The organism is Sphingobacterium sp. SGR-19 (assembly GCF_011043555.1).
Lineage (GTDB): Bacteria > Bacteroidota > Bacteroidia > Sphingobacteriales > Sphingobacteriaceae > Sphingobacterium.
On record NZ_JAAKGS010000003.1, the window covers coordinates 340,408 to 364,212 of the forward strand.

Annotated in this window: 22 protein-coding genes; 11 read left to right on the forward strand and 11 right to left on the reverse strand. The window is 42.0% G+C overall.

Translation table 11 applies throughout. The features are described from left to right. Positions 1-9 precede the first annotated feature (9 nt). Positions 10-1,083, forward strand: coding sequence for a TlpA disulfide reductase family protein (locus tag G5B43_RS09040; protein ID WP_165294408.1), 1,074 nt, complete (start codon positions 10-12; stop codon positions 1,081-1,083). A gap of 100 nt (positions 1,084-1,183) precedes the next feature. Here G5B43_RS09040 and G5B43_RS09045 read toward each other — a convergent pair whose 3' ends face one another. The 5 genes from G5B43_RS09045 to G5B43_RS09065 form a co-directional block, all read right to left on the reverse strand. Continuing rightward, a complete protein-coding gene (locus G5B43_RS09045) occupies positions 1,184-2,104 on the reverse strand; it encodes a helix-turn-helix domain-containing protein (RefSeq protein ID WP_165294409.1) in 921 nt (306 codons plus the stop codon). 66 nt (positions 2,105-2,170) lie between these two features. Then, positions 2,171-2,944 carry an SDR family NAD(P)-dependent oxidoreductase gene (locus tag G5B43_RS09050; RefSeq protein WP_165294410.1) on the reverse strand — a complete coding sequence of 258 codons (774 nt, stop codon included), beginning with the start codon at positions 2,942-2,944 and terminating at the stop codon, positions 2,171-2,173. A gap of 101 nt (positions 2,945-3,045) precedes the next feature. Next, a complete protein-coding gene (locus G5B43_RS09055) occupies positions 3,046-3,960 on the reverse strand; it encodes a helix-turn-helix domain-containing protein (RefSeq protein ID WP_165294411.1) in 915 nt (304 codons plus the stop codon). 54 nt (positions 3,961-4,014) lie between these two features. Beyond that, on the reverse strand, positions 4,015-4,854 hold the full coding sequence (locus G5B43_RS09060; protein ID WP_165294412.1) for an SDR family NAD(P)-dependent oxidoreductase: 840 nt from the start codon (positions 4,852-4,854) through the stop codon (positions 4,015-4,017). A gap of 131 nt (positions 4,855-4,985) precedes the next feature. Then, positions 4,986-7,337 carry a TonB-dependent receptor domain-containing protein gene (locus G5B43_RS09065; RefSeq protein ID WP_165294413.1) on the reverse strand — a complete coding sequence of 784 codons (2,352 nt, stop codon included), beginning with the start codon at positions 7,335-7,337 and terminating at the stop codon, positions 4,986-4,988. A gap of 447 nt (positions 7,338-7,784) precedes the next feature. Here G5B43_RS09065 and G5B43_RS09070 point away from each other — a divergent pair, with 447 nt between their 5' ends. Then, on the forward strand, positions 7,785-8,222 hold the full coding sequence (locus G5B43_RS09070) for a carboxymuconolactone decarboxylase family protein (protein WP_165294414.1): 438 nt from the start codon (positions 7,785-7,787) through the stop codon (positions 8,220-8,222). A 44-nt stretch (positions 8,223-8,266) separates the two neighbouring features. Here G5B43_RS09070 and G5B43_RS09075 read toward each other — a convergent pair whose 3' ends face one another. Further along, entirely contained in the window at positions 8,267-8,590 is a 324-nt protein-coding gene (locus G5B43_RS09075) for a hypothetical protein (RefSeq protein WP_165294415.1), read from the reverse strand. A 33-nt stretch (positions 8,591-8,623) separates the two neighbouring features. Then, a complete protein-coding gene (locus tag G5B43_RS09080) occupies positions 8,624-9,667 on the reverse strand; it encodes a hypothetical protein (RefSeq protein ID WP_165294416.1) in 1,044 nt (347 codons plus the stop codon). A gap of 273 nt (positions 9,668-9,940) precedes the next feature. Here G5B43_RS09080 and G5B43_RS09085 point away from each other — a divergent pair, with 273 nt between their 5' ends. Then, positions 9,941-10,918 carry a hypothetical protein gene (locus tag G5B43_RS09085; protein WP_165294417.1) on the forward strand — a complete coding sequence of 326 codons (978 nt, stop codon included), beginning with the start codon at positions 9,941-9,943 and terminating at the stop codon, positions 10,916-10,918. Then, complete coding sequence (locus G5B43_RS09090; protein WP_165294418.1) at positions 10,911-12,017, forward strand: hypothetical protein; 1,107 nt, start codon at positions 10,911-10,913, stop codon at positions 12,015-12,017. The genes G5B43_RS09085 and G5B43_RS09090 overlap by 8 nt, the downstream gene beginning before the upstream one ends. On the opposite strand, the gene G5B43_RS09095 is transcribed toward G5B43_RS09090, so the two are convergent. Further along, entirely contained in the window at positions 11,974-13,248 is a 1,275-nt protein-coding gene (locus G5B43_RS09095) for a tetratricopeptide repeat protein (protein WP_165294419.1), read from the reverse strand. The genes G5B43_RS09090 and G5B43_RS09095 overlap by 44 nt on opposite strands. A gap of 349 nt (positions 13,249-13,597) precedes the next feature. Here G5B43_RS09095 and G5B43_RS09100 point away from each other — a divergent pair, with 349 nt between their 5' ends. Together G5B43_RS09100 and G5B43_RS09105 are read left to right on the forward strand one after the other, a co-directional pair. Next, positions 13,598-14,110, forward strand: coding sequence for a MauE/DoxX family redox-associated membrane protein (locus G5B43_RS09100; protein ID WP_165294420.1), 513 nt, complete (start codon positions 13,598-13,600; stop codon positions 14,108-14,110). Then, positions 14,107-14,397, forward strand: a complete 291-nt coding sequence (locus tag G5B43_RS09105) for a hypothetical protein (RefSeq protein ID WP_165294421.1) — start codon at positions 14,107-14,109, stop codon at positions 14,395-14,397. Before G5B43_RS09100 ends, G5B43_RS09105 begins: the two co-directional genes overlap by 4 nt. A 48-nt stretch (positions 14,398-14,445) precedes the next feature. Here G5B43_RS09105 and G5B43_RS09110 read toward each other — a convergent pair whose 3' ends face one another. From G5B43_RS09110 to G5B43_RS09120, 3 genes are read right to left on the reverse strand one after another with little or no spacing between them, the layout of a single operon-like run. Continuing rightward, positions 14,446-15,831, reverse strand: a complete 1,386-nt coding sequence (locus G5B43_RS09110) for a RagB/SusD family nutrient uptake outer membrane protein (protein WP_165294422.1) — start codon at positions 15,829-15,831, stop codon at positions 14,446-14,448. Between the two features lie 19 nt (positions 15,832-15,850). Continuing rightward, positions 15,851-19,045, reverse strand: a complete 3,195-nt coding sequence (locus G5B43_RS09115) for a SusC/RagA family TonB-linked outer membrane protein (protein ID WP_165294423.1) — start codon at positions 19,043-19,045, stop codon at positions 15,851-15,853. Positions 19,046-19,053: 8 nt separating this feature from the next. After that, positions 19,054-21,099 carry a peroxiredoxin family protein gene (locus tag G5B43_RS09120; RefSeq protein ID WP_165294424.1) on the reverse strand — a complete coding sequence of 682 codons (2,046 nt, stop codon included), beginning with the start codon at positions 21,097-21,099 and terminating at the stop codon, positions 19,054-19,056. A 140-nt stretch (positions 21,100-21,239) separates the two neighbouring features. Between G5B43_RS09120 and G5B43_RS09125 the strand changes: the two genes are divergently transcribed. From G5B43_RS09125 to G5B43_RS09145, 5 genes are all read left to right on the forward strand, one after another. After that, positions 21,240-21,518, forward strand: a complete 279-nt coding sequence (locus G5B43_RS09125; protein WP_165294425.1) for a hypothetical protein — start codon at positions 21,240-21,242, stop codon at positions 21,516-21,518. Positions 21,519-21,849: 331 nt separating this feature from the next. Then, positions 21,850-22,092, forward strand: a complete 243-nt coding sequence (locus G5B43_RS09130) for a helix-turn-helix domain-containing protein (protein WP_165294426.1) — start codon at positions 21,850-21,852, stop codon at positions 22,090-22,092. Positions 22,093-22,194: 102 nt separating this feature from the next. After that, a complete protein-coding gene (locus G5B43_RS09135) occupies positions 22,195-22,536 on the forward strand; it encodes a hypothetical protein (RefSeq protein WP_165294103.1) in 342 nt (113 codons plus the stop codon). Further along, complete coding sequence (locus G5B43_RS09140) at positions 22,521-22,748, forward strand: hypothetical protein (protein WP_165294427.1); 228 nt, start codon at positions 22,521-22,523, stop codon at positions 22,746-22,748. Before G5B43_RS09135 ends, G5B43_RS09140 begins: the two co-directional genes overlap by 16 nt. Positions 22,749-22,968: 220 nt before the next feature. After that, positions 22,969-23,469, forward strand: a complete 501-nt coding sequence (locus G5B43_RS09145) for a hypothetical protein (protein ID WP_165294428.1) — start codon at positions 22,969-22,971, stop codon at positions 23,467-23,469. Positions 23,470-23,805 lie beyond the last annotated feature (336 nt).

Here is a 23,805-nt window from a genome sequence, read left to right on the forward strand (position 1 = left end):
TTGATACACATGAAAAAAACAAAAATATTAGGCGCAAGCATCACCATGATCCTATTTATGATACAGTTTAACTCTTATAGTCAGAACACAGTCCTAAAGGGCTGCCTTAAAGGGCTTTCAGACGGTGAGGTGACGCTGTTTTATAACAATAAAAACCAATCTATAGCCGATACGGTAAAAGCTATCGATGATCATTTTACATGGCAAAGTAATTTAGATGAACCTGTCCGCGTTGCGTTAAATGCCGGCAATGAACATTTTTTTTTCTTTGCGGAGCCAGGTCAGCTCACGCTTGTCGGCATAAGAGATTCTCTAAACACCTATAAACTTAAAGGATCATTAATGCAAGAACACGAAGATTTATACAGAGCATCAACACGTGGTTTGATGCAGGAATGGGATTCTCTGTATAAGAAAATTGATTCGGTATCCGATGAAGAAAAGGCCCTCATCGAACGGCGACGTGTAGAAATTAGTCAGCTGTTCATCGTCAAAGCACACAAATTTGTTGCCACGTATCCGACAAGCCCTTATAGTTTGTATCTGATAAATCTGGAAAATGAGTATGCCGTAATTAAACGACTTTATGCTCTAATTGCCCCATCGGCAAAAAATACGCCAGCAGGTCAAAAAATAGCGCTCCGGCTTGAAAAAATGTCAAGGCGGCAGATCGGCAATCTTTTAGAAAATTTCACCCAACCGGACACTGCTGGGCATCCGGTAGATTTCCAGCAGTTTAGAGGGCAATATGTGCTGGTCGATTTTTGGGCCAGTTGGTGCATGCCCTGCCGTGCCGAGAATCCGAACGTCCTGAAAGCCTACCAGAAATTTAAAGATAAGGGGTTTACGGTATTGGGCATTTCACTCGATGAGAAAGCATCCAATTGGAAAAAGGCAATTAAGGATGATGACCTGCCCTGGACACAATTGTCTGATTTAAAAGGTTGGAAAAGCGACTTGGTTAACAGACTTGGCATCGAATTTATACCCAGTAATGTGCTGGTTGATCCCGAAGGCAAAATAATCGCGACGGACCTGCGAGGTGAAATGCTTGAAGAGCAATTGAAGGAACTCTTCGAGTAAGGCTTGCAGTAGTCGGGTATACAATAGATGCAACCATAGAAACGTTGTCGCATTTCTCGTAAGCTTTCAAAAAGCAATTTTTTGCCCGTCAGGAGGTGCACTAGTTAAACGACCTGCGAAACGCCAACGGTGTCTGATCAGTTTTTGATTTAAACAATTTACTGAAAGATTGGGAATGCTCGAAACCTAGTTCATAGGCGATTTCGTTAATGGTTAATTCCGTGGTTGAAAGCTTTTCCTTCGCCTTGTCTATCAGCTTCAGATGAATATATTGCTGCGTATTCAGACCGATAAGCGAACGGAGCAGATCACTCAGATATCCCGAAGATACGTTGAGCTGTTCGGCTAAGAACTGTACTGTCGGAACACCATATGTTAACGACTGTTGGCTATTGAAATAATCAGCCAAAACTGTTTCAGCCTTCTGTAATATATTATTATTTATTACTTTACGGGTTACAAACTGGCGTTTATAAAAACGGTTGGCATAACTCAGCAGCAATTCAATCTGGGCGATGATAACGTTCTGACTAAATTCATCCACACGACTATTCAATTCCTGTATCATGATTTCAAAAAGGGAGACCATCATTTCCCTTTCACTTGCGGATAAATGCAACGCTTCATTGACCGAATAGGAAAAAAATCCATATTCATTGATTCCTTTTGCTACCGGATACCCCTGTAGAAAACCCGGATGAATGAGCAGCAGATAAGCATATGTTTCTTTATTGTACTCTGTCGATCCGACAAGTTGATTGGGGGCTGTAAACAACATACTACCCTCGTTAAAGTCATAGTAATCCTGCCCGTATTTTAGTTTCCCACTATTTTTGGTGATGAACGTAATTTTATAGAAATCCAACACATCATAAATAGGAGCCATATCCGTATTAAACGTATTGCCTTCATGGAAATGCACCAAGCTAATCAACGGATGCTGGGGCTTGGGCAATCCAAAGGCTTGATGGCTTTCAGATATAGATCGGAACCGCACCAGATTTTCTTTCTTCTTTTTCATCCTTTAAATTTAACTAAATACCCGTGACAAATGTATGGTCATAGGTTTTTAGTTTTTCTAAACAAATTACCATGGAAGTACATTATCCGGCCCAGAAAAATCAGCTGGTCCCGTAAAACTACCCGTAGGCAGATCTTCCGCCAATGCTACTCGAATCGGTTCCAACGAGCCGTATTCCACGGTATCCGTTCCCTGAAAATTATTGAGTGCTGTAGCCGTAAAACCGGGGCTTACCAAATGAACTTTGATATTCGTGCTTTCCAATTCTATCGCCAAAGACAGAAAGATACCATTAAGTGCCGTTTTGGAAGCACCATAAACAGCATCAAATCCCGAACGATACGGATTGTTTGGATTTGCATTTGTCGTAAGAGAACCCAGAGCACTGGAAACGGTGACAATCCGGGGAGCGGACGATTCTTTCAACAAGGGTAAAAACGCCTGCGTCACCGCTAGCGTTCCAAAAACGTTAGTGTTCCATACCGTACGCAGTTCACTTATCGATGCTATACTAGGCTTTTGCGATCCCAGTACTTCTTCCATAGTTTGCCCCTCTTTTCCTATATTCGAAATAGCAGCATTGTTGACCAGCAAACTGAGATATCCAAAATCGGCTTGAATTTTTGTCATCGCCTTATGGATAGCATCGTTATCTGTGATATCCAACTGTATGGCTCTTGCATTTGCGCCAAGTTTAGCCGCGGCCGCTTCTCCTTTTTCCAGATTTCTTGCTCCTACAAACACCGTGTAATTGTTTTCTGTCAAGGCCTTAGCAATTTGAAAGCCCACACCCGTATTGGCACCCGTTACGAGTGCAATTTTTCTTTGTTCTATTTGCATCTTTTTATTTTTTAATTGATGCAACAAAGTTCCCTATTGCCGTATTGCGGTCTGTAGCCAAAATGAGGGTTCTTGTAGTCGGAATGGGGATAATCGAAAAATCAATTGAATAATCGTCGGAATTCCAAAGGCGTCTGCTCCGTTTTTGCTTTAAACAGCTTACTGAACGATTGCGGATGTTCAAAGCCCAATCCATAGGCGATTTCACTAATAGACAAGTTGGTTGTACTTAATTGTTCTTTCGCGTAATCTATGAGCTTGTTCTGAATATGCTGTTGCGTGGTCTGCTGGGTGTGCAATCGCAACAGCGTTCCTAAATAGTTCGGCGAAATGTTCAGTTGTTCCGCTATGAGCGTGACTGTTGGCATACCGTTTTCCAGCACATTGTCTTTTTGAAAAAGGTCAGAAAGTACGCTTTCAAAACGGTCCAGCAATTCGTAACTTGATTTTTTTCGGGTTAAAAACTGGCGTTCATAAAAACGTTCCGCATAAATCAGCAGCAATTCCAGTTGTGCTACAATGAGTTCTTGGCTGAATTTGTCGATATTAGACTGGTATTCCTGCTCCATCTTCAGCAAGATGTCTACCATAATTTTCTCTTCCTTATCCGAGAGAAAAAGCGCTTCGTTTACCGAATACCGGAAAAAGTCAAAGGATTTTATCTTTTTTGCCAAGCGCGTGTTCCAAAGAAAATCAGGGTGAATAAGCAAAAGCCAGCCTGTAGGTTCTACCACAGCATTCGGGTCGACTTCTATTTTCAGAAACTGAAGTGGCGCAACAAACGTAAGGACTCCAGAATCAAAATCATATTGCTGTTGTCCGTAATTGAACTTGGCATTGACATTCCGCTTTAACCCCACCGAATAAAAGTCCTGAATCCATTTCATCTGGCTATCATTGATCGGATAAGCAACCTTACTGTAATCGATCAAGCTGATCAACGGATGTTCAGGATTCGGCAAACTGCAAAACTTGTGAAATTCTGCAATAGAATTAAAGCGGAATGTGTTTTCCATAATAGCTAATTTACTTATTTTCTTTATATCATCTTATTTTTTACCGCGGCATCATTAGAAAGCGGTCGACAGCGTGTAGCTTTTCCATTGTTCGATATCTTTATTTAGCAAATCCGCCTTATTTTTCGCTATGTCGTAGGCATCGGTGCCCAATAATAAATGAACCGGCGGGGTAGCTTCTTTACTGATAGCGATCAATACATCTGCAGCTTTCTCCGGATCATTCGGCTGATTGCCGCTGATACTATTCAGGTGTGTTTTTTCGGACTGACGAGCAGCTTCATACTCCTTAATAGGTGAAGCTGGTGTCTTTACAGAACCGTTCGCCAGAAAATCCGTACGGAAATACCCCGGATAAACAACCGTCGCGCTCACCCCAAATGCTTTTGCTTCTTCCGCCAATGCTTCGGTAAAACCCGCAACCGCAAATTTGGTCGCACAGTAAATACCCCACCCAGCAAAGCCGCCAAAAAGACCACCTACCGATGAAATATTGAAAATAGCACCCGATTTCTGCTTACGTAAATACGGCATTGCATTTCGGATCACATTCAACGAGCCAAATACATTGACATCAAAATTTTCTCTAGCCTCTTCGTCGCTCAGTTCTTCTAATGTGCCTATCTGTCCGTACCCCGCATTATTTACCACCACATCAATTTTGCCGAAATGAGCCATGCTTTTTTCGATAGCCTCCTTTACATCATGGTCATCCGTTACATTTACTTCGATTGGAAGAAAGACCTCCGATGTATCCCCAATCTCCTCGATGAGCGATTTAGCGCTCCGTGTTGTAGCCACGACGCAATAGTTATCTTGTAGTAGCTTCTTTACCAATGTTAGCCCCAGACCTTTTGAGGCCCCTGTAACCAACCATACTTTTCTTGTTTCCATTTTCTTCATCTTTATTATGTTAGAACAATAAGACAAAGTTGGTTGTATTCACATAGTTAGAAGTAGCTAGATCAACGATTGACGTAGTCATATCGTGGATGTGGTTCGTTACGGTATTCGTTAGGTAGAATTTAGTTTCCAAAACGATAATTCAATGACAATAAGACTTTTCTATTGTCTGGAAAATCCGAATGGAATATTTTCAAGTCGCCATATTCACTCGTTAACTGCGGGTTAGCATTTCTAAGCAGACCATTTACAGCCAACTTGATCATCCCTCGGTCACCAAACACTTTCTTCTCTGCCGCTAAATCCATACCATATCTTTGATCCGTACGTGTTGGCCCAGTCGTCACTCCCGAACGGTAGTACAACGAAATTTCGGAGCGAAATCCATATTTAAATTGTAAGGTGTGACGGCTATTCGCCGTCCAGCTCGATCCTTTGGCATCCAAGTTCACGTTGCCAATCTCCCCAGTATAGTCGTTATAAAAAGCATTGGCGTAGTGGCTCGCCGTCCACCACGAATTCAGTGTTTGATTATACATCACACTGGCACTGTAATTCAGAAAACGTCCGATATTTTCAGGTCGGGATAAGTTTTCGCCTACTTGATCTCCTTGACGAATAATCCAATTAATAATATCCCGCCCATAAGAAACACCTAACGTGGTAAACAATCTATTTTTAAATCCGTGGCCTATTTCGGTGATATAGCTTTTCTCCGGTTTTAAGTCTGGATTTCCTTCGTGGTAACTATAGGCATCCTCGTAGATTCGAAACACATTGATATCATGATCACCCGGCCGCTCTATACGACTACTAAATGATGTCCTTAACGTATTATTGTCATCCAAGTTATATAGCAAAGAGCCACTCGGAAACAAATCAAAATAGCGTTGATCATTTTTCTTGTCCAACGTCACCTGGTTAGCCTTTATAAACGTATACTCACCACGCAAACCAGCTTGATATTCTAATTTTTCATACTTTCCCGAATAAATGGCATATAGTGCCTCGATATGTTGCGTATACTGGAAACGGTTAGAAGTTGCCACATCCTGTATCCAAGTGCCATTATCCAGTACCGTATTGACCACGTCATTATTGATAAAAAAGTATGTCCCTTTCCAACCAAGTTCAATTTTACTTGCATCAGCAAGCGGCCTGCTATAATCAAGCCTTCCCGCATAGGTCGTATTACTCAAATCTTGCACATTGGTACGCCCGGTAGCAGTTTCTGTATTCTGCTGAAGATTAAAAACATCCGTTTCAAAACGATTATTATAATCATTACCATGCGGAGCAAAATCAAAATTGAATTTCAAGAAGTGATCTTCACCTTCATATCTATTCGAATAATTCACGTTAAACGTCCAATTCTTAAAAGACTCATCAAAATGGTTATTACTCATTGCGCGTTCGGCGTACACACCACCCGGGTACCGCCATGTGTCCATCTCAATAGTTGCATAAGGTTTATAACTACCTTCCATCCAATGCACGCTTCCATCCAATATCCCTCCGTCAGCGAATTCGTACTTTGCACCCGCGCGCACGCTATGAAACGTCGCATCATCCAAAAATTTCCGTTCATTTTGCCGTTGAAAGGACAATAAATTCCCTTGGTCATAAAAACTTCTTTCTGTTAGGTTGTGGCTGTTCGTACGGTTATAGCTTTTATTCCCTTGCACATACATATCTAAGCCATTGACTTTATAATGTAATCCACCGCCAAAGCCCCCCTCAAATTCTCTCCCCTGAGCAGCACGTAAAGATACATCCCCGCCGAAACCTACGATAGCATTACGCTTGGTCACAATATTGATAATACCCGCCGTACCCGAAGCATCCTCACGAGCAGAAGGGTTACTCATCAGCTCTAATTTTGAAACTTCAGATGCCTGTAACCCACGCAATATACTCGCTAATTGCGCGCCCGATACATACATGTCACGGCCATCTATCCGCACATTAGCACCAGTACGTCCTTGAATAGAAAAATTCCCTTTACCATCGGAAACCAGTCCCGGTGTTTTCTCCAGCAATTCTAACACATTATTTCCCTCCGCCAAAATGCTCCCTTCCACATCCACGACCATTTTATCCGCATATTGACGGACACTCGCCTGTTTTCCGATCACTTGCACAGCCTCTATCGCCTGATCCGCTGATTGCAGAAAAATCGGAATTGCTGTCTGCGGAACATTTGTCAACCTATACGGCTGACTATAAGTCGATATATAACCCACCGAACTGTAATGCACGATATATTCACCACGCTTTGCCTCCATTTGGAATGAACCATCCTTTGATGCATTGCTTTCCGCAATCCATGTCGAATCCGGTAAAAGCAAAAGGCGAACAGTAGCATCTTGCAGCGGTATTCCATCGCCATTAAAAACTTTCCCTGACAGCGTCGTCTGAGCAAATAGTCCCATCACAAAAGATGCGAACAATATCGATAGTATCGTTGATTTCATTGTAATAATCTCCCTTGTCCCTCTTGTTTTGGAAGAACCAGCTTTAGCATATAAATTAAATATTAGTTATTGTTCGACATCTTCGTCGTCTACTACATCAAAAGCAAAACATCCGCTTCCAATACAAATAGAACAGAACTTCATGTTGCTTTTTACCCATCTGCACGCTTGTGTAACGTTTTCAAAACGCACAAATATAGCACTATTTAGAATCATTACAAATAAATAGCGATTTTTGACAAAAATCTATTATAACAAAAAAGCAACAGCAAACGTAACTTTGGAAATTATGGAGGCGTCGGCACTATTTATAACAGCCGTCTCCATCTGGACCAAAAATTTTACGGGAATACTTAACACAGATCAAAAGCGTTCTAGCTGAACTAAAGGAAATTTGATTAATTTAGTGCAGCATCAATAACATATAAACTTTCAAGATAACATCATATGGAAAACAGATTCGACATGCAACAAACAGAGCCCGATGGCTTTAAAGCTATGCTGGGTTTAGAAAACTACTTACGAAACGCGCAACTGTCTAAAACGCATCTCGGGTTAATCAAAATACGCGCTTCCCAGATCAACGGGTGTGCATTCTGCATCAATATGCATACCTCGGATGCCTTACAACTGGGAGAAACGGCACAACGTATTTTCTTGCTCAACGCTTGGAAAGAGACCGAATTATTTACCGAAGAAGAAAAAGTGGTTTTGGCCATCACCGAAGAAGTAACCTTAATCAGCCAAAACGGACTAACCGATGCTACCTATGCCCATGCTGAAAAATTCTTTGACGAGCATTATATCGGGCAGATCATCATGGCCGTTGCGACGATAAACGCTTGGAACCGGATTGTTATTAGCACGAAACGGACGGTGAAATAGGATAACATATTATCACCTTAATGGGTAAGTCAATAAAATCTGGATCAGTAGGCCATATTAAAATATTTCGCTTCCCACTTTTTCTTATTTTTTTCGTGCTCAGCGGGATGAATCTTCGTCAAATGATACCCATCACAAAGTTCACAAGCATACACATAGCGCACCTTCGGCTTGTTCAACCGAAAGCTCTTCCTCGATTTCGACCTCTTGCTGTAACGCCATTTCATCCAGTACATAAAAAATTTCGCTTCGGCGTAGCTTCTGAAACTCACCTTTCCGCTGCCCCGGCATTTCGTTCTCTCAATCTGATTAATTTCAACCTGTGCCATCAACTTATCTGTCATGGATCCTCGTTTCTTACGTTTCATGATAACCTCCTTTCTACATCTTAAAATATTTTATTAAGTTTTTCTTTCAGCCACAATGTCAACAACATTTAAAATGCGCTTTTCCAAGTTTTCATCTGGTTCTACCGGCCCGAGAACTTCCGTTTTATGCTTATCGCATAGATAAAGCGCGAGCCTCTTATCTTTTCTCCTTACGCAACGTTCAATAGCGCTATCGTTTATCAGAAAAGAACGCCGTACCAAGAAAAAACGATCCCCGACTGCTTTATGTACTTCTGTCAAGGTCTTTTCCGTTGCAATGTATTCCTCTCCATTTTTCAGTTCAAACCAAGGTACTCCATCCCGCATAAAGAAAAGCGCAATTTCTCTGTGCTTAATACGCCTCGTGGTAGCACCGAACCTGTGTAAGTATATCTTGTCCTCTTCAGCAGCTATATCAGCTGAAGCTTTCACCGTGATAGCATCCTTATAAGTTTCGAATTGTGCTTGTAACACCACAAGCTCTTCTTTCAGACTTCGAACCATCCTTTTATCCTCAGCAGCTATTTTGGCAAAGGCCGCATTCTTACGTTCACCGTCTTCCTCCCAAGCTCTTCGTTCCGACCGCAACTTCTCCAACAGCAAATCAGCTTGCTTCATATAAAAAGTGATGACGTAACAGGTATTTACAAAAAGCAACAGCAGTACGACAATGTAAACATCAATATACAAGAAGGTAGAACCGCGCAATGACAGCGAAAGGGTATCAGAAAATAGATTAAATATACCAAAAACAGCCATAGATGGTAAAAACAAACAGTAGAAAACCTGCCATACAAACCGCGCATAAAAGGAAATATCCCACGGCCATTTACCATCTAAGTATTTAGTCATTATGGAGATAGAGAATAGCACAGCCAAGCAAGACAGAAAATACAGCAACCAAATGTCTGAAAATTCGTTATGCGTGGCCGATTCCAGCATACCTCCCCTATATCCGTAATTACATAAAATCCCGCTAAATACCACACTAGCGAATATTATCGGCCAGAAATCGCGGTAGCGATTGGGAGACGGCTCCGCCTTCTCCTTAGCGGATATTGGTGGTACTTTCTTCATAAACTAACAATGGCAATGTTTATCTTCGGGTTGTTAATTCAAGATTAAGTTACAAATAAAAAAAAGAAGTGCCAAGCCACAGATAGGCAAAAGTCGTTGCCCATAACACATAAAAGCCTTCTGTAAACCGTTTCAATACCTATTGTGCCGGATTCGCCCGCGATAATTCCGATTTCAGTCCGCCATTTCCCGACTTCAACAAAAAACTGTCAATTATTGCCCATCTGTCGGTTCGTGTATGCTTATTTTTATGAAACACCAACGTAGATTGTTATGAAAAAGACAAAGCAACCCTGGCCATATACGCTCCTCCTATTCGTAATGATGACACTCATTGGTGTGGCCGTTATCCACCTTGTCCGAAATTTTACCACCGAGCTGGAAGCGCTTCTGCATGAAACAGCCGGCTCTATTATACTCTGGAAAAGCATCCTACTTTTAGGGAATACCAGCTTAATTGTTGCGCTGCTTGGCATCATGTATCTGCTGTATGCTAAAGTATGCGGGTTACCTATTCCGAACAAAGGGCCGTTATCATCTATCCTTGATGCACCCAACCTTCGGCAAGCTTTCGATTTTAGTGTATCCCTACGTAACACGTATGTGCTGCTTATTGCCTTACCGACCACGTTCTACGCCCTGTTTCTACAAGCTTCGACTATCGTCACCCTGCTTTGCAGCATTGCCATTCTTTTGTTAATCTATCTGGTAGAGGCACACAAGAACATAAAAAATGGCATCACTACGCTTGCTATCCTTGTCCTACTTTTTTTCTGTTTCAACGTCAAACTCACCTCTTTGCAAAACTATAGCTTACTGGGTGATTCTAGCCCCGAAGTACTATCTTTTTGCGTCAGTTTCGTGTTTGCAACCTCTATGGCTATCCGGCATCGCCGGTTTTACGCAGTCGATAAGAAAAGCCCCTCGAAAGAATCTTGGATGGTTCCTTTAACGATCATGACTGCCGTGCTCTTTTGCTTCTATTTCCAGACCGTCCTGCTCACGATCAACTGTCATTTCGCCCCACGCGGTGGCGAAAATTACCGCGCAATGGTATACGCCAAATGTCCGATTCACGACCTGCATCTGAAATATCAAAAAAATGGAAAAGAAAAATATGCCGTCATTGAAGTGCACCCGAAGCTATTCCATCGTGTACAAGAGGGCGATACGATCAAGCTACATTTACATACCGGAAGATTAGGCTGGCCATGGTATCACGATCATATCAGTAAGCGCTATTATGATTAATGCACTCCACATATTGCAGGAGGCCGTAAACCATTACAAACAATGGTTCGCAGCGGAAAGCGCTGAAAGCCTACAGTTGGCCTTGCAGCATGCCTGTGAACAAACCCTAACCGAGATCAACAACCTTTACCGCCAATATACCGAGCATCAGCTCGCTGAACACGCTGTTCAACATTGCCATCGCTTGTTGACAAATATGCATAACACCCTTCATGAAGAACGTCCAGCAGACAGCATGCTTCTCGAGCTATTGGCGGCGATGATCGAGCAATATGAGCTTTCCTACGAATCTTATCTCCTGCATACCTCTACCCTATCACGCTATGCAGAAAAAGAACTTCGCGAAGCCGTCCTACTACGCTTGAAGAACGTGCTCCCCTCTTTACGAAAAAAGAATATCCCGGCAGTATACCTCGCCGAACTGTCGTCCGCGATCAACAGTCTTTTCACCACGGGTAAACTGCCTGAGCTGAAATTCAGCCATCGGCATTACCTATTTATGTTTTTGACGGCACTCGAAGAGATGGCGGCGGACCAACGCAACAAAGATTGGACGACACGCTTTCTACACATCCTCATCAATTATAATTTTAACCATATCGGATTCTTCAATCGGTGGAAAGAACTACAAATTAGCCTTCTCTCAAAAAATAATGAGTATCAAAACAATCTAAGCCTACTCCAAAAGCAAGAAGAAGACCTTCAGTTCCATATCCCCGTACCCACCTACAGCTACGACCCACTACGTCCATCACTCGCGACCTACATGTCAGATTACCTACGCACCACGCTAGACGCTATACGAACCGAAATTGAAGAGAACCCGTCGCTCGATGAAGACGCTTTTTTAAGCACACTCAATTCCCATGAACTGACGCTCTATTTTCACTACGGATATCGCGTCAAGCTCTTTCGCTACCCCACCAAACGGGAAGCAGCAAAAGCATTCTCCAGATATGTAAAATCGAAGACCGGGAAAAAGATATCTTACAAAACACTGGAAAAATTCGATCAACCCGTGCTAGAAACCGCTTCTTATAGCATCTTTAAAAAATTCAGTGAGATTCTGGCGCAGCTAAAGCGAGATTTTGGGTTGTAGCCATTCGTTTAGATATCACATCGCACAACTGCCGACCCAGACCATGTAGTAACTGTTCATGCTGATCAACAAATTTCAAATACTTTTCTTTTTTATGCTCCTTGCCTTTTAGCTGGTAACCTAGCGCCAAGCACATGGCACCTGCCAGCGTATTCATATTCGGCAGCGAAAGATCCACGACAGGCACCAACACCTCGATTCCTTTATCAACTTTTCCCGACACAATCAGGATAGTCCCGTACAGCAAACGGCCCTCGAGCTGACCGGAAATAAATTTCATGGCGCGCCGCATGTATTGACCAGCATCCTCCAACTGGTCTTTTAAGAAATATATCAATGCCAGATTTTGGTAGAGCGCACCAGCAAGTTGACCTGAAATTTCATCACCTAATTCTTCCTCAACCCTTTTTAAATTGGTAAAATAACCATCCATATCACCAAGCTGACCTTTGCAAATACCCGCGTTGACTATGCAAGCCCAACGAATTTCCAGTTTAGGATCATCTACTTGCGCTAAGCAAGTCTCGAACAATTGTAACGCGCGATTATAATCTTCTGCATAAAGCGCATCTTCCGCATCCATAAAGTCGTTCAGTAGGTGCTCTTCCGAATCTTGCTTTTTCTTCCTAAAGAGCAGATTCCAAATCTGAAGCCCATCCGAATTCGAAGGGATACTGTGAATACGTGTTTTGTGCGGCAAGAGATTACCCAAAAACAGGAAGCCATTGACCATGCCACCAACTGCCCCTATGCAAAGCTCATGAGCAAAATTGGAAGATAGCGGAAACGCCAAAAAAAATAGCCCCGCAAGCAACAAATTGGCTATAGGCCCCATCACAACATATATAAACCTCCTGATCCCGTAATTTTTTCGATTGGAAAAAATCGTAATGATATGTGCCCCTCGAAGTTTATTGTAGATATTTAGCTTGGTCTTGAAAAAGTGCGTACGCAAAATGATGTGTCCTTTCCCAAACTCCAATCTGCGCGGATATTCGCCCACAAGACGCGCTCCACACCAATGCCCTAACTCATGGACAATAATTCCTATTTGCGCAGTTACAGCCAGTATACCTACGTTGATGGCGAAAAAACCGAGCGCTTCCCATTCTCCGTCAAACATCGAAAGCACTGCACCCACACCAAATAAAAGTAGTGACTGTACCGACACGACCAGCAAGAAAAGCTTTAGTAGAACAGAAGGCGATAAACGTTTATAATTGTGCTTCATATCATAATTTAGATTTCTGAAAATTAATCCACCGTTTGTGCTAGCAATATAGACAATATTCACTTTTTTTTCAAAAAAGGGGGATCATCCCCTTTCATCCCTCCTTCTCGCCTTACGATAATATCTCAGAAAACACGTTTACGATCATCTCAACAGCGATTTTTACGAGAGTCCATTATCGCAACCTGCATGTCTATTCCTCACCTTTTCGATTTTTATCTGCCCTCCAAGAGCTATAAACCAACACCCTCTTGCTCAATATCATCCCCTGCACCACCTCTATTTTCTGCGACCTTTGAATTGTAGACGCTGGACAATTGTCTTGATCAGCGCTTAAAGAGAAAAAACAATGAAAAAGAAAACCACACATATCATCACCCTGATCAGCATCGCACTGCTCCTGCTTTGGGTTCCCGTGAGTTTAGATAAGCTCTTGCATTTCCATGCTTTCAAAGCCGGTATCCTCCGCCAACCGTTTTCGAACACCATGGGCCAGGTGTTGATCTTTTTGCTGCTTCCTTTAGAGATATTGGTTGTAGGGTTAATCGTTAGCAGTCGGTTTCGGTTGGTGGGTTTTGGGCTGTCATCGCTCATGATGGCAGCCTTTACCGCCTACATCGGCATAGCATTGTTGGGCGCATGGGAGAAACTACCCTGCGGCTGTGGCTCGGTTATCAGTGGGATGAGCTGGACACAGCATTTCTGGTTCAACCTATTTTTCCTTGCCCTGAGCATCTGGGGCTATTATTTACAACGAGGTTTACATCGAAGCAGCGGCTCTAGGCAAGCCGCTGTGGAGGGCTTGTCGGCCAAAAGACAGCATACAAACATTTTTACAAACATTTTAAATTTTATCCGATGAAAAAATTCATCATCAAAAATGCAATGGCTTTAGTGGCTTTAGCCATTGCAGGTACTACATTAATGTCGTTTGGGTTGGAGTACTCTTCAGATACACAGAGTCTCCATTGGTACGAAAAAAATGAGGCAACGGGAGAATATACACCTTCACCCGGAAATCAACCGCCTAGTGAGTGCGAACCAAACCCAAGCAATCCTATTTGTGCTTTGGCATTTACCGAGGAACAGACAGAAGTCGACGATTCCATGGAGACGATAGCTGAGGTCGTGCTAAATAGGTCAAATTAATGTAGCTTAAAATAACCATGTCACCGTGAAAAATGGTGACATGGCTTGTTACCTCCATTCCGGTCGAAACTCCAGTACTTTTTCCGGGAGCGGAAGCGTATATCTAGCGTCATTCGCAGGCAAAAAATATGTTTCGCCGTTAATGGTCCTACGTTGCTCAATCATTGCGCCTTCCTGATTTAAACGGCGTATGTCAGTCCACCTGATTCCCCTATAAACCAATTGCTTCCGACGCTCCTCCAGAACAATCTCCAATGCCTCCTGTTCAGATAATCCCTGCAAGTAAGTGTAATCATACTCCTCTGAACATCTTTTTGTCAAGAAAGTCGACAACAGTTCCATACCCTCTTCCACCTTCCCAGACCTTACAAGGCACTCCGCTTTAATCAGATAGATTTCATCTATGGCTAAGCCGGCAAAATAATAGGTATTGCCAGAATAGTTGCCTTTAAAGTCAATACCATTTGCCCCTACATTAAAGAATATTTCCTTTCTAAGATCATGCTCTTTATATAAATTAAATAATCCGGACGGCACTTTCGCGCTCAGTGTCCGGTTTATAGAGTAGAATGATGCTCCTTGCATATTAAAGACCATGATAATTTCGGGGTTGTCAAAATTAATCTGCTGAAAAGGGTAAGCTAACGTTTCATCCAACTCATTATAATCTAAAAGCACAGCGTATTCCTCCAGACAAGTACCCGCGTACTTTTCAGCAGCTCCATAATCCCCCATAACCAAATAAACTCGAGCTAGTAACGCGTTGCATGCAACTTTAGAAGGTCTATTTTTCATTACGGGCAATTCCGGCAGCAAACCACTGGCTCGTTGTAAATCGCTTATTATCCTGTCGTACGTATCTTCCACCGACACGCGTTGTATTCGTTCCGAGAAGTCAGACTCTAATCGCAAAGGTAGCCCCGGAGTCGCCTCCGCTTTCACTTTATCATACGGAGGAGCAAAAATTTGAGCCAATTGATAAAACGCATGTGCTCTGTGAAAGAGTGCACTACCCATTATGGCATCAAACTGCGTTGAATTAATTTCGCTACGTGTTAAATTCTTCAAACCATCCAACGCCACGTTTGCATAAAAAATTGCTTCATACACTCTATCCCAATCATACACCACATCCCCCACATATGGATTAGGACTCCATAAATAATAATTCTGATGTTGTGGTCTCAAACTGCTGAAATTAGATTCTAAATAATAGTAGTCATCCGAAGAAGCCTCACCTAGATGGGGAACGGGTCCTCGAGCGGCACCACTTCCCATGCCGTTCATTACCTGATCCCGATCAAGCAAAGCTTGTAATTCTTCCAACGTGGTCGGAACAATATGGCTTTGGTTTGGACTGACGTTCAAGAAGTCATTCCTACTACAAGCGCCCAACACGAGACTAGCGAGAAGGCATATCAACATTTGTTTCATGATAAGTCAATTTAAAAGGTTACAAATTTGCCACTATACCAAAAGATAAACTCGGTGCAGGCTTTACTACATTATTAAAGAATGGATCGACCCCCTTATCATTCTTGCTCCAATGAATGTGTAGGTCTCTACAATACAAGAAGAGCTTCAATGAGTGTAATGGGCCTTTTTGCAAATTGGTAAACGTATACCCTACATTAATGTCCTCCAAGCGGATATTATCCGCACGATGTATATGTACACTAGCATATCGATAGAAATTATCACGGTTGGCGACAGCCGGATAAATCATGCTCGGCACATACGTATGGTTTTCATCGCCTGGCTTTTGCCACCGAAGCGCATAATCACCATGCCCCTGCCATCCATACATTAAGCCTGCGTTATATACAGTAGGCGTCCGAAAATAATAGCCAAACTTATAACTAACGTTAAAAGAAAGAGAGATATTTCGCCATGAAAATGTATTTCTTATTGCTCCATAATGAACAGGCTGAGTAGGGCCGTGGTAATTCATGTCGGAGAGCAATGTCCCGTTATAAATAGCAGTATAATCTCGGCTCTCCATACCATCCACGATACCTAGCGGAGCACCATCCTGCGCATCTAATCCTGCCCAGTGGAAACTATAGGCACCATATAAGGGCTGACCTATAATGGGCGAAATTGTATTTAAGTTGATCACGTAAGATCTTCCTATGTTACTTGCCTCCATCAGGTATCGCTTGAGTTGATTCCTAGAGAAGCTGTAAAAAAAATTCGTTTCCCATAAAAGTTCCCGCGCTATATTTTTAGATTGGATGCTCAAATCAAGCCCTTTAACCTGCATATTTGCCGTATTGGTATAAATGGAGGAAAAGCCCATGGTGGGGTCGGTAGGGGTTTCTGCGAGCAGATCGACGGCGTCCTTTACGTAATAATCTACCGAACCTGAAAGTCGATGATCGAACAAGGAAAAATCTAATCCCAGGTTCATCATTTTTACCTTTTCCCATTTTAGATCGCGATTAGGCGGACGCTGGATAATGGCCGTCATATTGGAATGTGTCTGCCCTCCTGCATAGATCGCCGCTCTTGTCTGCGCAGAAGCAATCCTCGAAATGTTCCCATTTGCACCATAGCTCGCTCTGAGACTTACTCTTGAAATCCAGTCCCGCTGTAAAAAAGGTTCTTCGGCGAGATTCCATACCGCACCAAGAGACCATAATGGTGTGCCTTTCATATTCGTTTCCACGCCAAAAAGGTTGGCTTCGTCCTTTCGCGCGCTTCCCGAAAACACAAATCTCTTCCCCAGTGCATAGCTGGCGTTGGCAAAATAAGAAATAAAATTATCGGTCATCTTAGAGATAAAGTTATTTCCCTGCGGAACCAACATCTCATAATTGTGTAGCAATGTCGGATAACGATTGAACATATCCACGTTTGCATTGATTGCACTATACCGCTCATTGTAGCCATAATGAAAGCTACTATGTCCTTTCGTTACCTTTGAACGTATTTCGTAACCCAGAAGTGCGTTCAGACGACTATCCTTGCCCACCGCGGTTTCAAAATTTAATTGTGCCCGTCCCTGATGGCTATGCATCTGCACATCCGAAAATTGGATGGTTCCCCCTGTCGGAATAGGTGATTGCGCTCTCTGTTGCCCGTAATCAATCTGGGAGAACATATTACTGATATTCCGTGCCTCAAATGAATCTTCTCCACGGGCTAAAGACGTTTTCACCCAATTTCCCTGAAACTGATATTTTACATCGACCGTCAACCCCTTCATGATACCCACATTAAGGCCCGAATTGACGATAACATCCCGATCTCGCATTTTATCCGTATGGCGATTTATTTCGTCTACCGGAATAAAATCCCAATCCTGCAACAAGCCCCTCCCCACCGTATCCACGAAACCCTGCCGATAGAAACCATAATAGGGCAAGCCGTTTCCTCGTTCGTCGATCAACTTCGCATACGGACTTAGCCCATCTCCGAAATCCGTTAATAACCCATTGTTACGCCCGTTTTCTTGTGCACGTTCGTTGAACAGGACACCTAGACTTATGTTGGCTTTTTTGTTAAACCGATAGCTGTTCTGCATACGTATCGAGATTCTTTCAGAGCTCTCTGCAACCAAATTCGACAAGGATCTATCATATCCTGTATTCAGCGCGTAGTTATAGCCGCCACTATTTCCATTGATTCCAAGATTGTACTGTTGGTCAAGTCTCTGCCGATAAAACGCCCTTTCGATATCCTGTAAAACATTCCTCTGTTTTAGTTCCTCCAGCCTTTTTTCCTTATCCGATTGATCCGCGATCAAAATCTCTATTACTTCAGGGATCGGAGACCATCGGTCAGCTATTGTAAGTGCATTTTTCGCTCCATCAAAACGGCCAGATTGGTATAAGAACCGCTCCCATTCTACCATTTCGCTACTGTTCATCAGCGAAACATTTTCCAAATCAGGCTTTCCACTAGCAGTTACCGTACTATTAAACGTAACGGCGGTCTTTCCTTTGGTTCCTTGTTTGGTTGTGATAACAATAACGCCATTGGCCGCTCTAGCCCCCCAAATTGAAGCTGCTGCTGCATCCTTCAATATGGTAACACTGGCAATGTCATTCGGATTAATAAGATCGATGCTCCCCTCAAATGGGAAATCGTCCAAAACGATCAGCGGCGCGGCATCCGCAGTAATAGTACTTCGCCCCCTGATCAGAAACGGATCACTCTCTGACGCATCACCTCTATTGAAAAGCAGTCCAGAGCTTGTATTCTCCAGCCGGTCGAGTAACGAAGGCGATACCACGCGCGAAAGCACTTCCTCATCAACCACATCGACACTTCCGGTCGAGAGGTCTCGAGAGATTTTCTGATAGCCCGTATTTAAAACCTCCACCCCTTCAATCTGAAAAGAAGATGGCGTGAGCAATATGAACTTATCGCCACCGATTAACTTACTACAAGCAATCGTCCGTTCTACATAGCCAATATGATTGATACGCAAGCTATCACGTTCATTCGCAACAATAAGGAAACGCCCGGTATGTTCCGTTTTTACACTACTCCTGCTACCCACCACAGCTATGGTGACATCGGCAAGAGGAATATTTGTAACCGAATCCTTAACTACAGCACGGATGTCGATATCTTGACAACGTGCATATTTACCTACTGCCATTAGCAAACAGCAGGAAATGATAATTTTCATTCTATTCATGCTGTTTATTATTGAGGGTTACTAATAACGAAGTAGTCCAGCTCTTTATTCTCAGCCGATATTCCTATTCCAAATTCAGCCAATCGACTTTCGAGTTTTTCCGGTTCAACTTTGAGCGTCTGTACTTCCCGATTATTTTCTACCCATATTTGAACGGCGTCATCGGTAGAATTAACATACCGGACGAGATTGCCAGACCATTCCTCGTTATAATTCAGTTGATCTACAAATTTTTGAATCGAAATATACTTACCACCCTTCCGAACTGGCATGTCTAGTTGTGTATAATTGGTTCTTATTGATCGCAAGACTTTACAAGACGTATACCTCTTTTCGAACCGGGCGTTGTAACCGAGATAAAAATTTAAATCAGCGAGCATTTTAAATCGTACCTCATCTTCACTAACGTTCATTGGCGCATAGAATAAATAACAATAAGCATTTTCAAATCCTCTCTCTTTTTGATATACGATATGCTCGTCTACTTCTAACATAATTTTGTTAAGAGGGATATTAGCAACATCCTTATAAAGTGACAAAATTGCACGATTGAGATAATAATAAAGTCGAGCATTACCCACATTCCGTTTGCCATATCCTCCTGTTCCATCAACATAACCCGTAAAAATAGATTTCATGAAAACGGGCGCATTGCGTTCGTTTGCATAATTCTCGAAAGGTATATTGAAATCTAGAAATAAGTCATCCTTCTGCTTTAGATTAATTGGTTTATCTGCTAGGACATCCTGTATTACTTGGCCAAAATTCTCAACAGAACCTGTTACATATCTAATTTTACCATTTACAATCCAAATTTGATGCGGAACATATTTATGCGGGAAATATTCGCGAGATAATGTATCCTCAAAAACATAGAGTTGCCTGAATTCTCGCTCTTTTACAAAGCCTGCAACTTTTTCTTTCGATTCGTAACTAGTTGCAACCAAAGCTACTGAGTCTTTATATAATGGTATGATCTTTTCTAATTCCGTAAGTGACTTGATACACGGCCCACACCAAGTCGTCCAAAAATCTAATATAATCAACTTTTTATCACGGTAATCGTTCAACGTGATCGTATCCTTACCGTCAGGATGGTTTACCACCTGCAATGGCAAACTCCACAAATCCTCCGGTATGGCATCCCCTATCTGTAAAGGTTTGATTTCGGTTTGCCCTTCGGCAGTCCGCGGTTGTGCGGACTGCGCCCAGGCTGTTGATAGATTAAACAACATGAAACAAAGGAGTCCATAAAGGAGGACTCCTTTGTTCTTCAAGGCCATCACGGGAAATGATCTCCTTGAAAAACAAAGCCATACCGCCATCAATGGTATGGCTCTGCTCGTCATTGCCTCTAACCCTACCACTCTCCTACTTTTACTGTACCGCTTATCTACGCCAGAGGTACATGTGTTTAGTAGGTCAGTAGTGGATCTCCAGTAGCTTCTTAGTAGATCTCCAGTACCTTTTCGGTACACTCCCCGTACACTAACGGTACACTCGCGGTACATTAACGGTAGCTCAGCTATTTTACGCAAAGGTTGCGTAAATAGTACTACATCCTTACTGCATCTATACTTGATCCTCGCTTTAAGTGTGCCTGAAAAACGGTAAAAAACCAACCTGTTTCTTCGGGTGCTGTTCGGGTGTCCTTCGGGAGCGCTTCGAGTCCGCTTCGGGACTGGTTCGGGACAACTTCGGTATTGCTTCGGGTGAGCTTCGGTTGTTCTTCGGCTGCCACCCGAACAGCAGTCGAACACTTCCCGAACAGCACCCGAACCAGTGTCGAACAAATCCCGAGGATATTCCGAAGAAACGTCGAACACCTCTCGAACGGTTGCCGAAGCTACGTTAAAGGAGTCTACGATCCTACGCGTCTTTAAATTCGTACGTGCTGTCGTATTAATACCAGTTCGGGTAGTGACAATATTTTTGATAGGGTCCTGTAGAAACACATTTTGATTATGAATGTGTCTGGGTGGATACACAGTTACCTGTGTCGTTCTGTCCGTCTTTACGGGCATGGCAAGCCCATTAGCATAAAATTGCTGCATGTTTTAATCGGTTTTATGATTAGTAATAAATTGATAGTCAAAAGAACCGACCTCTTCTCCTTCCGAGAAAGGAGCAATATGCGTAAAATCAATTTGGAGTATTGAAAAGGAAAAGCTAATTTTAAAGTGCTGAGATAAAAATGCTTTTACTGACCAATACAGCCTATGCAATCGATTGTGCATATTTTGTTTTGGAGGTCGGTAAAGCAGAAAACAAAAGGGTGAAATCCGTCCTTCAGGGACGACGGGGCGAAGTAGGCCTCATTGCGTTTGCAGGCGTACCTTGCCCCCTTCACCTTTTGCGATCTGCTTATTGCTTTTTATTCTGGCGCGGCGATAACGTTCTTTATTTGTTGTTTACGGGATTGGTGAAGCGGCACCTCTTGAAGGTGGCTTTGGGTAGTGGTGTTGTGGTTTAAAATCGTTCTTATCATAATCTTCAAGTTATGTAGAACGAGTCCGAATACTGTAGATGTATAGAAAGGCAATGCCTCACCGTACTTGCTACAGCATCTGATAACGACCACCACTATAGCTTTCCAGTAAGGCATGCCCTCCCTTAAGGATAAGTGCAAATATAGCACTTTACCATGAAAGGGCAATTCTTACCGTCTCGAAGGTGGTCGTTACTCAGACTTCGAGTCTCGTAAATTATTTTGACTGCCCTCCTTGAGGACAGCATAATATCAATTAGTTAATACAAATATAAATAAAAATACTAGCAATAGCTAGTAAAATAAAAATATTTTTATGTCTTTATCAAAATCTCCTTTGGAGTTATACATAATAGAAGCTGTTAAAAATAAACGTAAAAAGCTGAAAAAGAGTCAAGAAGATATCGCTAAAGTTTTAGGCGTTACAGTTGGATATATTGGACAAATAGAGAGTAAGAAACTAAAGAGCATGTATTCGTACAATCAACTTAATGAACTTGCAAAGTACTTCAAGTGCAGTCCGAAGGACTTTATGCCCGAAGAACCCGTTGAAGAATAAATAACTAGCAATATGAATATTAAGTTGGTCAGCACTTATCATCTCATTATAACACTTTCACTATTTTTTGCTAGCTGCAACACTAATAAAAGTAGTTTTAACATGAACACCATATACGTAGAAAAACTGAATGCGCTTGAGGCGTCAATGATCTCCTACATGAAGGAAGCTGAACCTAGTTATGGTCATGATGATGTCAATAAATGTGTTGATATATTGAAGGAATACCTTCAAAAAATATCAGAGAGTAAGTCTAAGGTTGAAGGGGAAGAAATTGTCGAGTCGACCGTTATATCCATGAATCGCCTCAATGAAAAATGTGATTATGGCTTGATAGAAACTGGCGAAAGAGAGCAAATAGCAGATATTATTATATCTGCAGCTGCTGACAAAGGTTACACTACTTTAGAAGAGGATATTACGGAAGAATGGAGAGAATGGTAGAATGTGAAAAAACTGACTCGGGCGGGAATACCTTCGAAGTAATACAAGCTAAGAGGGAAATATGTAAACAACGGCTTACTGACTTATATTTTAACACCAGCGCGCCCGAGCCGTATGAGATGCTGTTAATAGAAAAAGCAATTGGAAAAAATCCGGGAGAGTTGATGAAAGAGTATGTTGAGAGGTATCCGGCAAAGAAAACGAAAGAGTAAAAAACGGAGGTTGCAGGTTTTAACCTCGCTAAGTAAGATAATTATTAACCGACAAATTAATATCTGATGAACCAACCAATACCAATGAACCTTAAATCCTGCACTTTTATTTAGTAAAAGCTAACGCTTTTACGGGAAGCCGTAGTGCGGTTTGAAGGGAAGGACGTAGGTTTGAATCTATTCCTGATGGACCAAGGATATAAAAGATTTTAACATAAAGATGATTAGAGATAGAATATGGAATGAGCTATGTGATGCAAAAAAATGTGACCTCTACCTAGGGGGATACCTATCCTACTTAAGGGCAAAGCGGAAACGTTTTAACATGGGAAAGATAGTTTTTGCAATAGCTGGTATCGCTGTTAATAATTGGCTCCCTAATTCTTCATTGGTAGTTCTGTTTACCTTAACACTTTTTGAGTTATTAAAGGACATAATTCCAGAACTATCTGTCGATGAAAAACTGATGGATAAATTGCCAGAATATAGAATGTTGTACGTTAGCAAATTTGACAATTTGGACAGGCTGTTTCTTATGTTAAATGATGAATCGATTTCCAAAGCAGGTGCCACTGAGGAATACTTTAAAATTCGAGAGATAAATATCAGAATCGAAGATATGGATAATTCTATCCATCTGCCGGAAAAGAAGAAAATTTTCTCCAAAGCCGAATCAAAATTCAATATTTTCATCAATAATATGTATAATTTGGAATGTTGAATAGTAAGAGAAATTCCTACAATTTATCACTCCTATAATTCATAGATTAACGCAAAAGTTATGAGTAACAATAAAGACAACAAACCAAAACAACCAACAAAACCCGAAAAGACTGACTTAGGGGCACAAGTGCCTAGATCTGCAAACCCTAAGCCACCAAAAACCAAAGGAGGGAAATAACATGGCTAAACAGAGTAATAATAAAAGCTATACTACTAAAATAGTTAAAACAGATAAACCTTCTACAAGAGCTGGGCAACTTCCAACTTCAAGAAACCCACCGGCGCCAAAACCGAAGAAGTAGATATTCGAGCCAGATTTTTCAACAATTAAGAT

What these genes read in the sequence shown, in the direction of transcription:
- G5B43_RS09040 (WP_165294408.1), top strand. Translation starts at nt 10, where the DNA reads ATGAAAAAAACAAAAATATTAGGCGCAAGCATCACCATGATCCTATTT.
- G5B43_RS09045 (WP_165294409.1), bottom strand. Translation starts at nt 2,104, where the DNA reads ATGAAAAAGAAGAAAGAAAATCTGGTGCGGTTCCGATCTATATCTGAA.
- G5B43_RS09050 (WP_165294410.1), bottom strand. Translation starts at nt 2,944, where the DNA reads ATGCAAATAGAACAAAGAAAAATTGCACTCGTAACGGGTGCCAATACG.
- G5B43_RS09055 (WP_165294411.1), bottom strand. Translation starts at nt 3,960, where the DNA reads ATGGAAAACACATTCCGCTTTAATTCTATTGCAGAATTTCACAAGTTT.
- G5B43_RS09060 (WP_165294412.1), bottom strand. Translation starts at nt 4,854, where the DNA reads ATGGAAACAAGAAAAGTATGGTTGGTTACAGGGGCCTCAAAAGGTCTG.
- G5B43_RS09065 (WP_165294413.1), bottom strand. Translation starts at nt 7,337, where the DNA reads ATGAAATCAACGATACTATCGATATTGTTCGCATCTTTTGTGATGGGA.
- G5B43_RS09070 (WP_165294414.1), top strand. Translation starts at nt 7,785, where the DNA reads ATGGAAAACAGATTCGACATGCAACAAACAGAGCCCGATGGCTTTAAA.
- G5B43_RS09075 (WP_165294415.1), bottom strand. Translation starts at nt 8,590, where the DNA reads ATGAAACGTAAGAAACGAGGATCCATGACAGATAAGTTGATGGCACAG.
- G5B43_RS09080 (WP_165294416.1), bottom strand. Translation starts at nt 9,667, where the DNA reads ATGAAGAAAGTACCACCAATATCCGCTAAGGAGAAGGCGGAGCCGTCT.
- G5B43_RS09085 (WP_165294417.1), top strand. Translation starts at nt 9,941, where the DNA reads ATGAAAAAGACAAAGCAACCCTGGCCATATACGCTCCTCCTATTCGTA.
- G5B43_RS09090 (WP_165294418.1), top strand. Translation starts at nt 10,911, where the DNA reads ATGATTAATGCACTCCACATATTGCAGGAGGCCGTAAACCATTACAAA.
- G5B43_RS09095 (WP_165294419.1), bottom strand. Translation starts at nt 13,248, where the DNA reads ATGAAGCACAATTATAAACGTTTATCGCCTTCTGTTCTACTAAAGCTT.
- G5B43_RS09100 (WP_165294420.1), top strand. Translation starts at nt 13,598, where the DNA reads ATGAAAAAGAAAACCACACATATCATCACCCTGATCAGCATCGCACTG.
- G5B43_RS09105 (WP_165294421.1), top strand. Translation starts at nt 14,107, where the DNA reads ATGAAAAAATTCATCATCAAAAATGCAATGGCTTTAGTGGCTTTAGCC.
- G5B43_RS09110 (WP_165294422.1), bottom strand. Translation starts at nt 15,831, where the DNA reads ATGAAACAAATGTTGATATGCCTTCTCGCTAGTCTCGTGTTGGGCGCT.
- G5B43_RS09115 (WP_165294423.1), bottom strand. Translation starts at nt 19,045, where the DNA reads ATGAATAGAATGAAAATTATCATTTCCTGCTGTTTGCTAATGGCAGTA.
- G5B43_RS09120 (WP_165294424.1), bottom strand. Translation starts at nt 21,099, where the DNA reads ATGCAGCAATTTTATGCTAATGGGCTTGCCATGCCCGTAAAGACGGAC.
- G5B43_RS09125 (WP_165294425.1), top strand. Translation starts at nt 21,240, where the DNA reads ATGCTTTTACTGACCAATACAGCCTATGCAATCGATTGTGCATATTTT.
- G5B43_RS09130 (WP_165294426.1), top strand. Translation starts at nt 21,850, where the DNA reads ATGTCTTTATCAAAATCTCCTTTGGAGTTATACATAATAGAAGCTGTT.
- G5B43_RS09135 (WP_165294103.1), top strand. Translation starts at nt 22,195, where the DNA reads ATGAACACCATATACGTAGAAAAACTGAATGCGCTTGAGGCGTCAATG.
- G5B43_RS09140 (WP_165294427.1), top strand. Translation starts at nt 22,521, where the DNA reads ATGGAGAGAATGGTAGAATGTGAAAAAACTGACTCGGGCGGGAATACC.
- G5B43_RS09145 (WP_165294428.1), top strand. Translation starts at nt 22,969, where the DNA reads ATGATTAGAGATAGAATATGGAATGAGCTATGTGATGCAAAAAAATGT.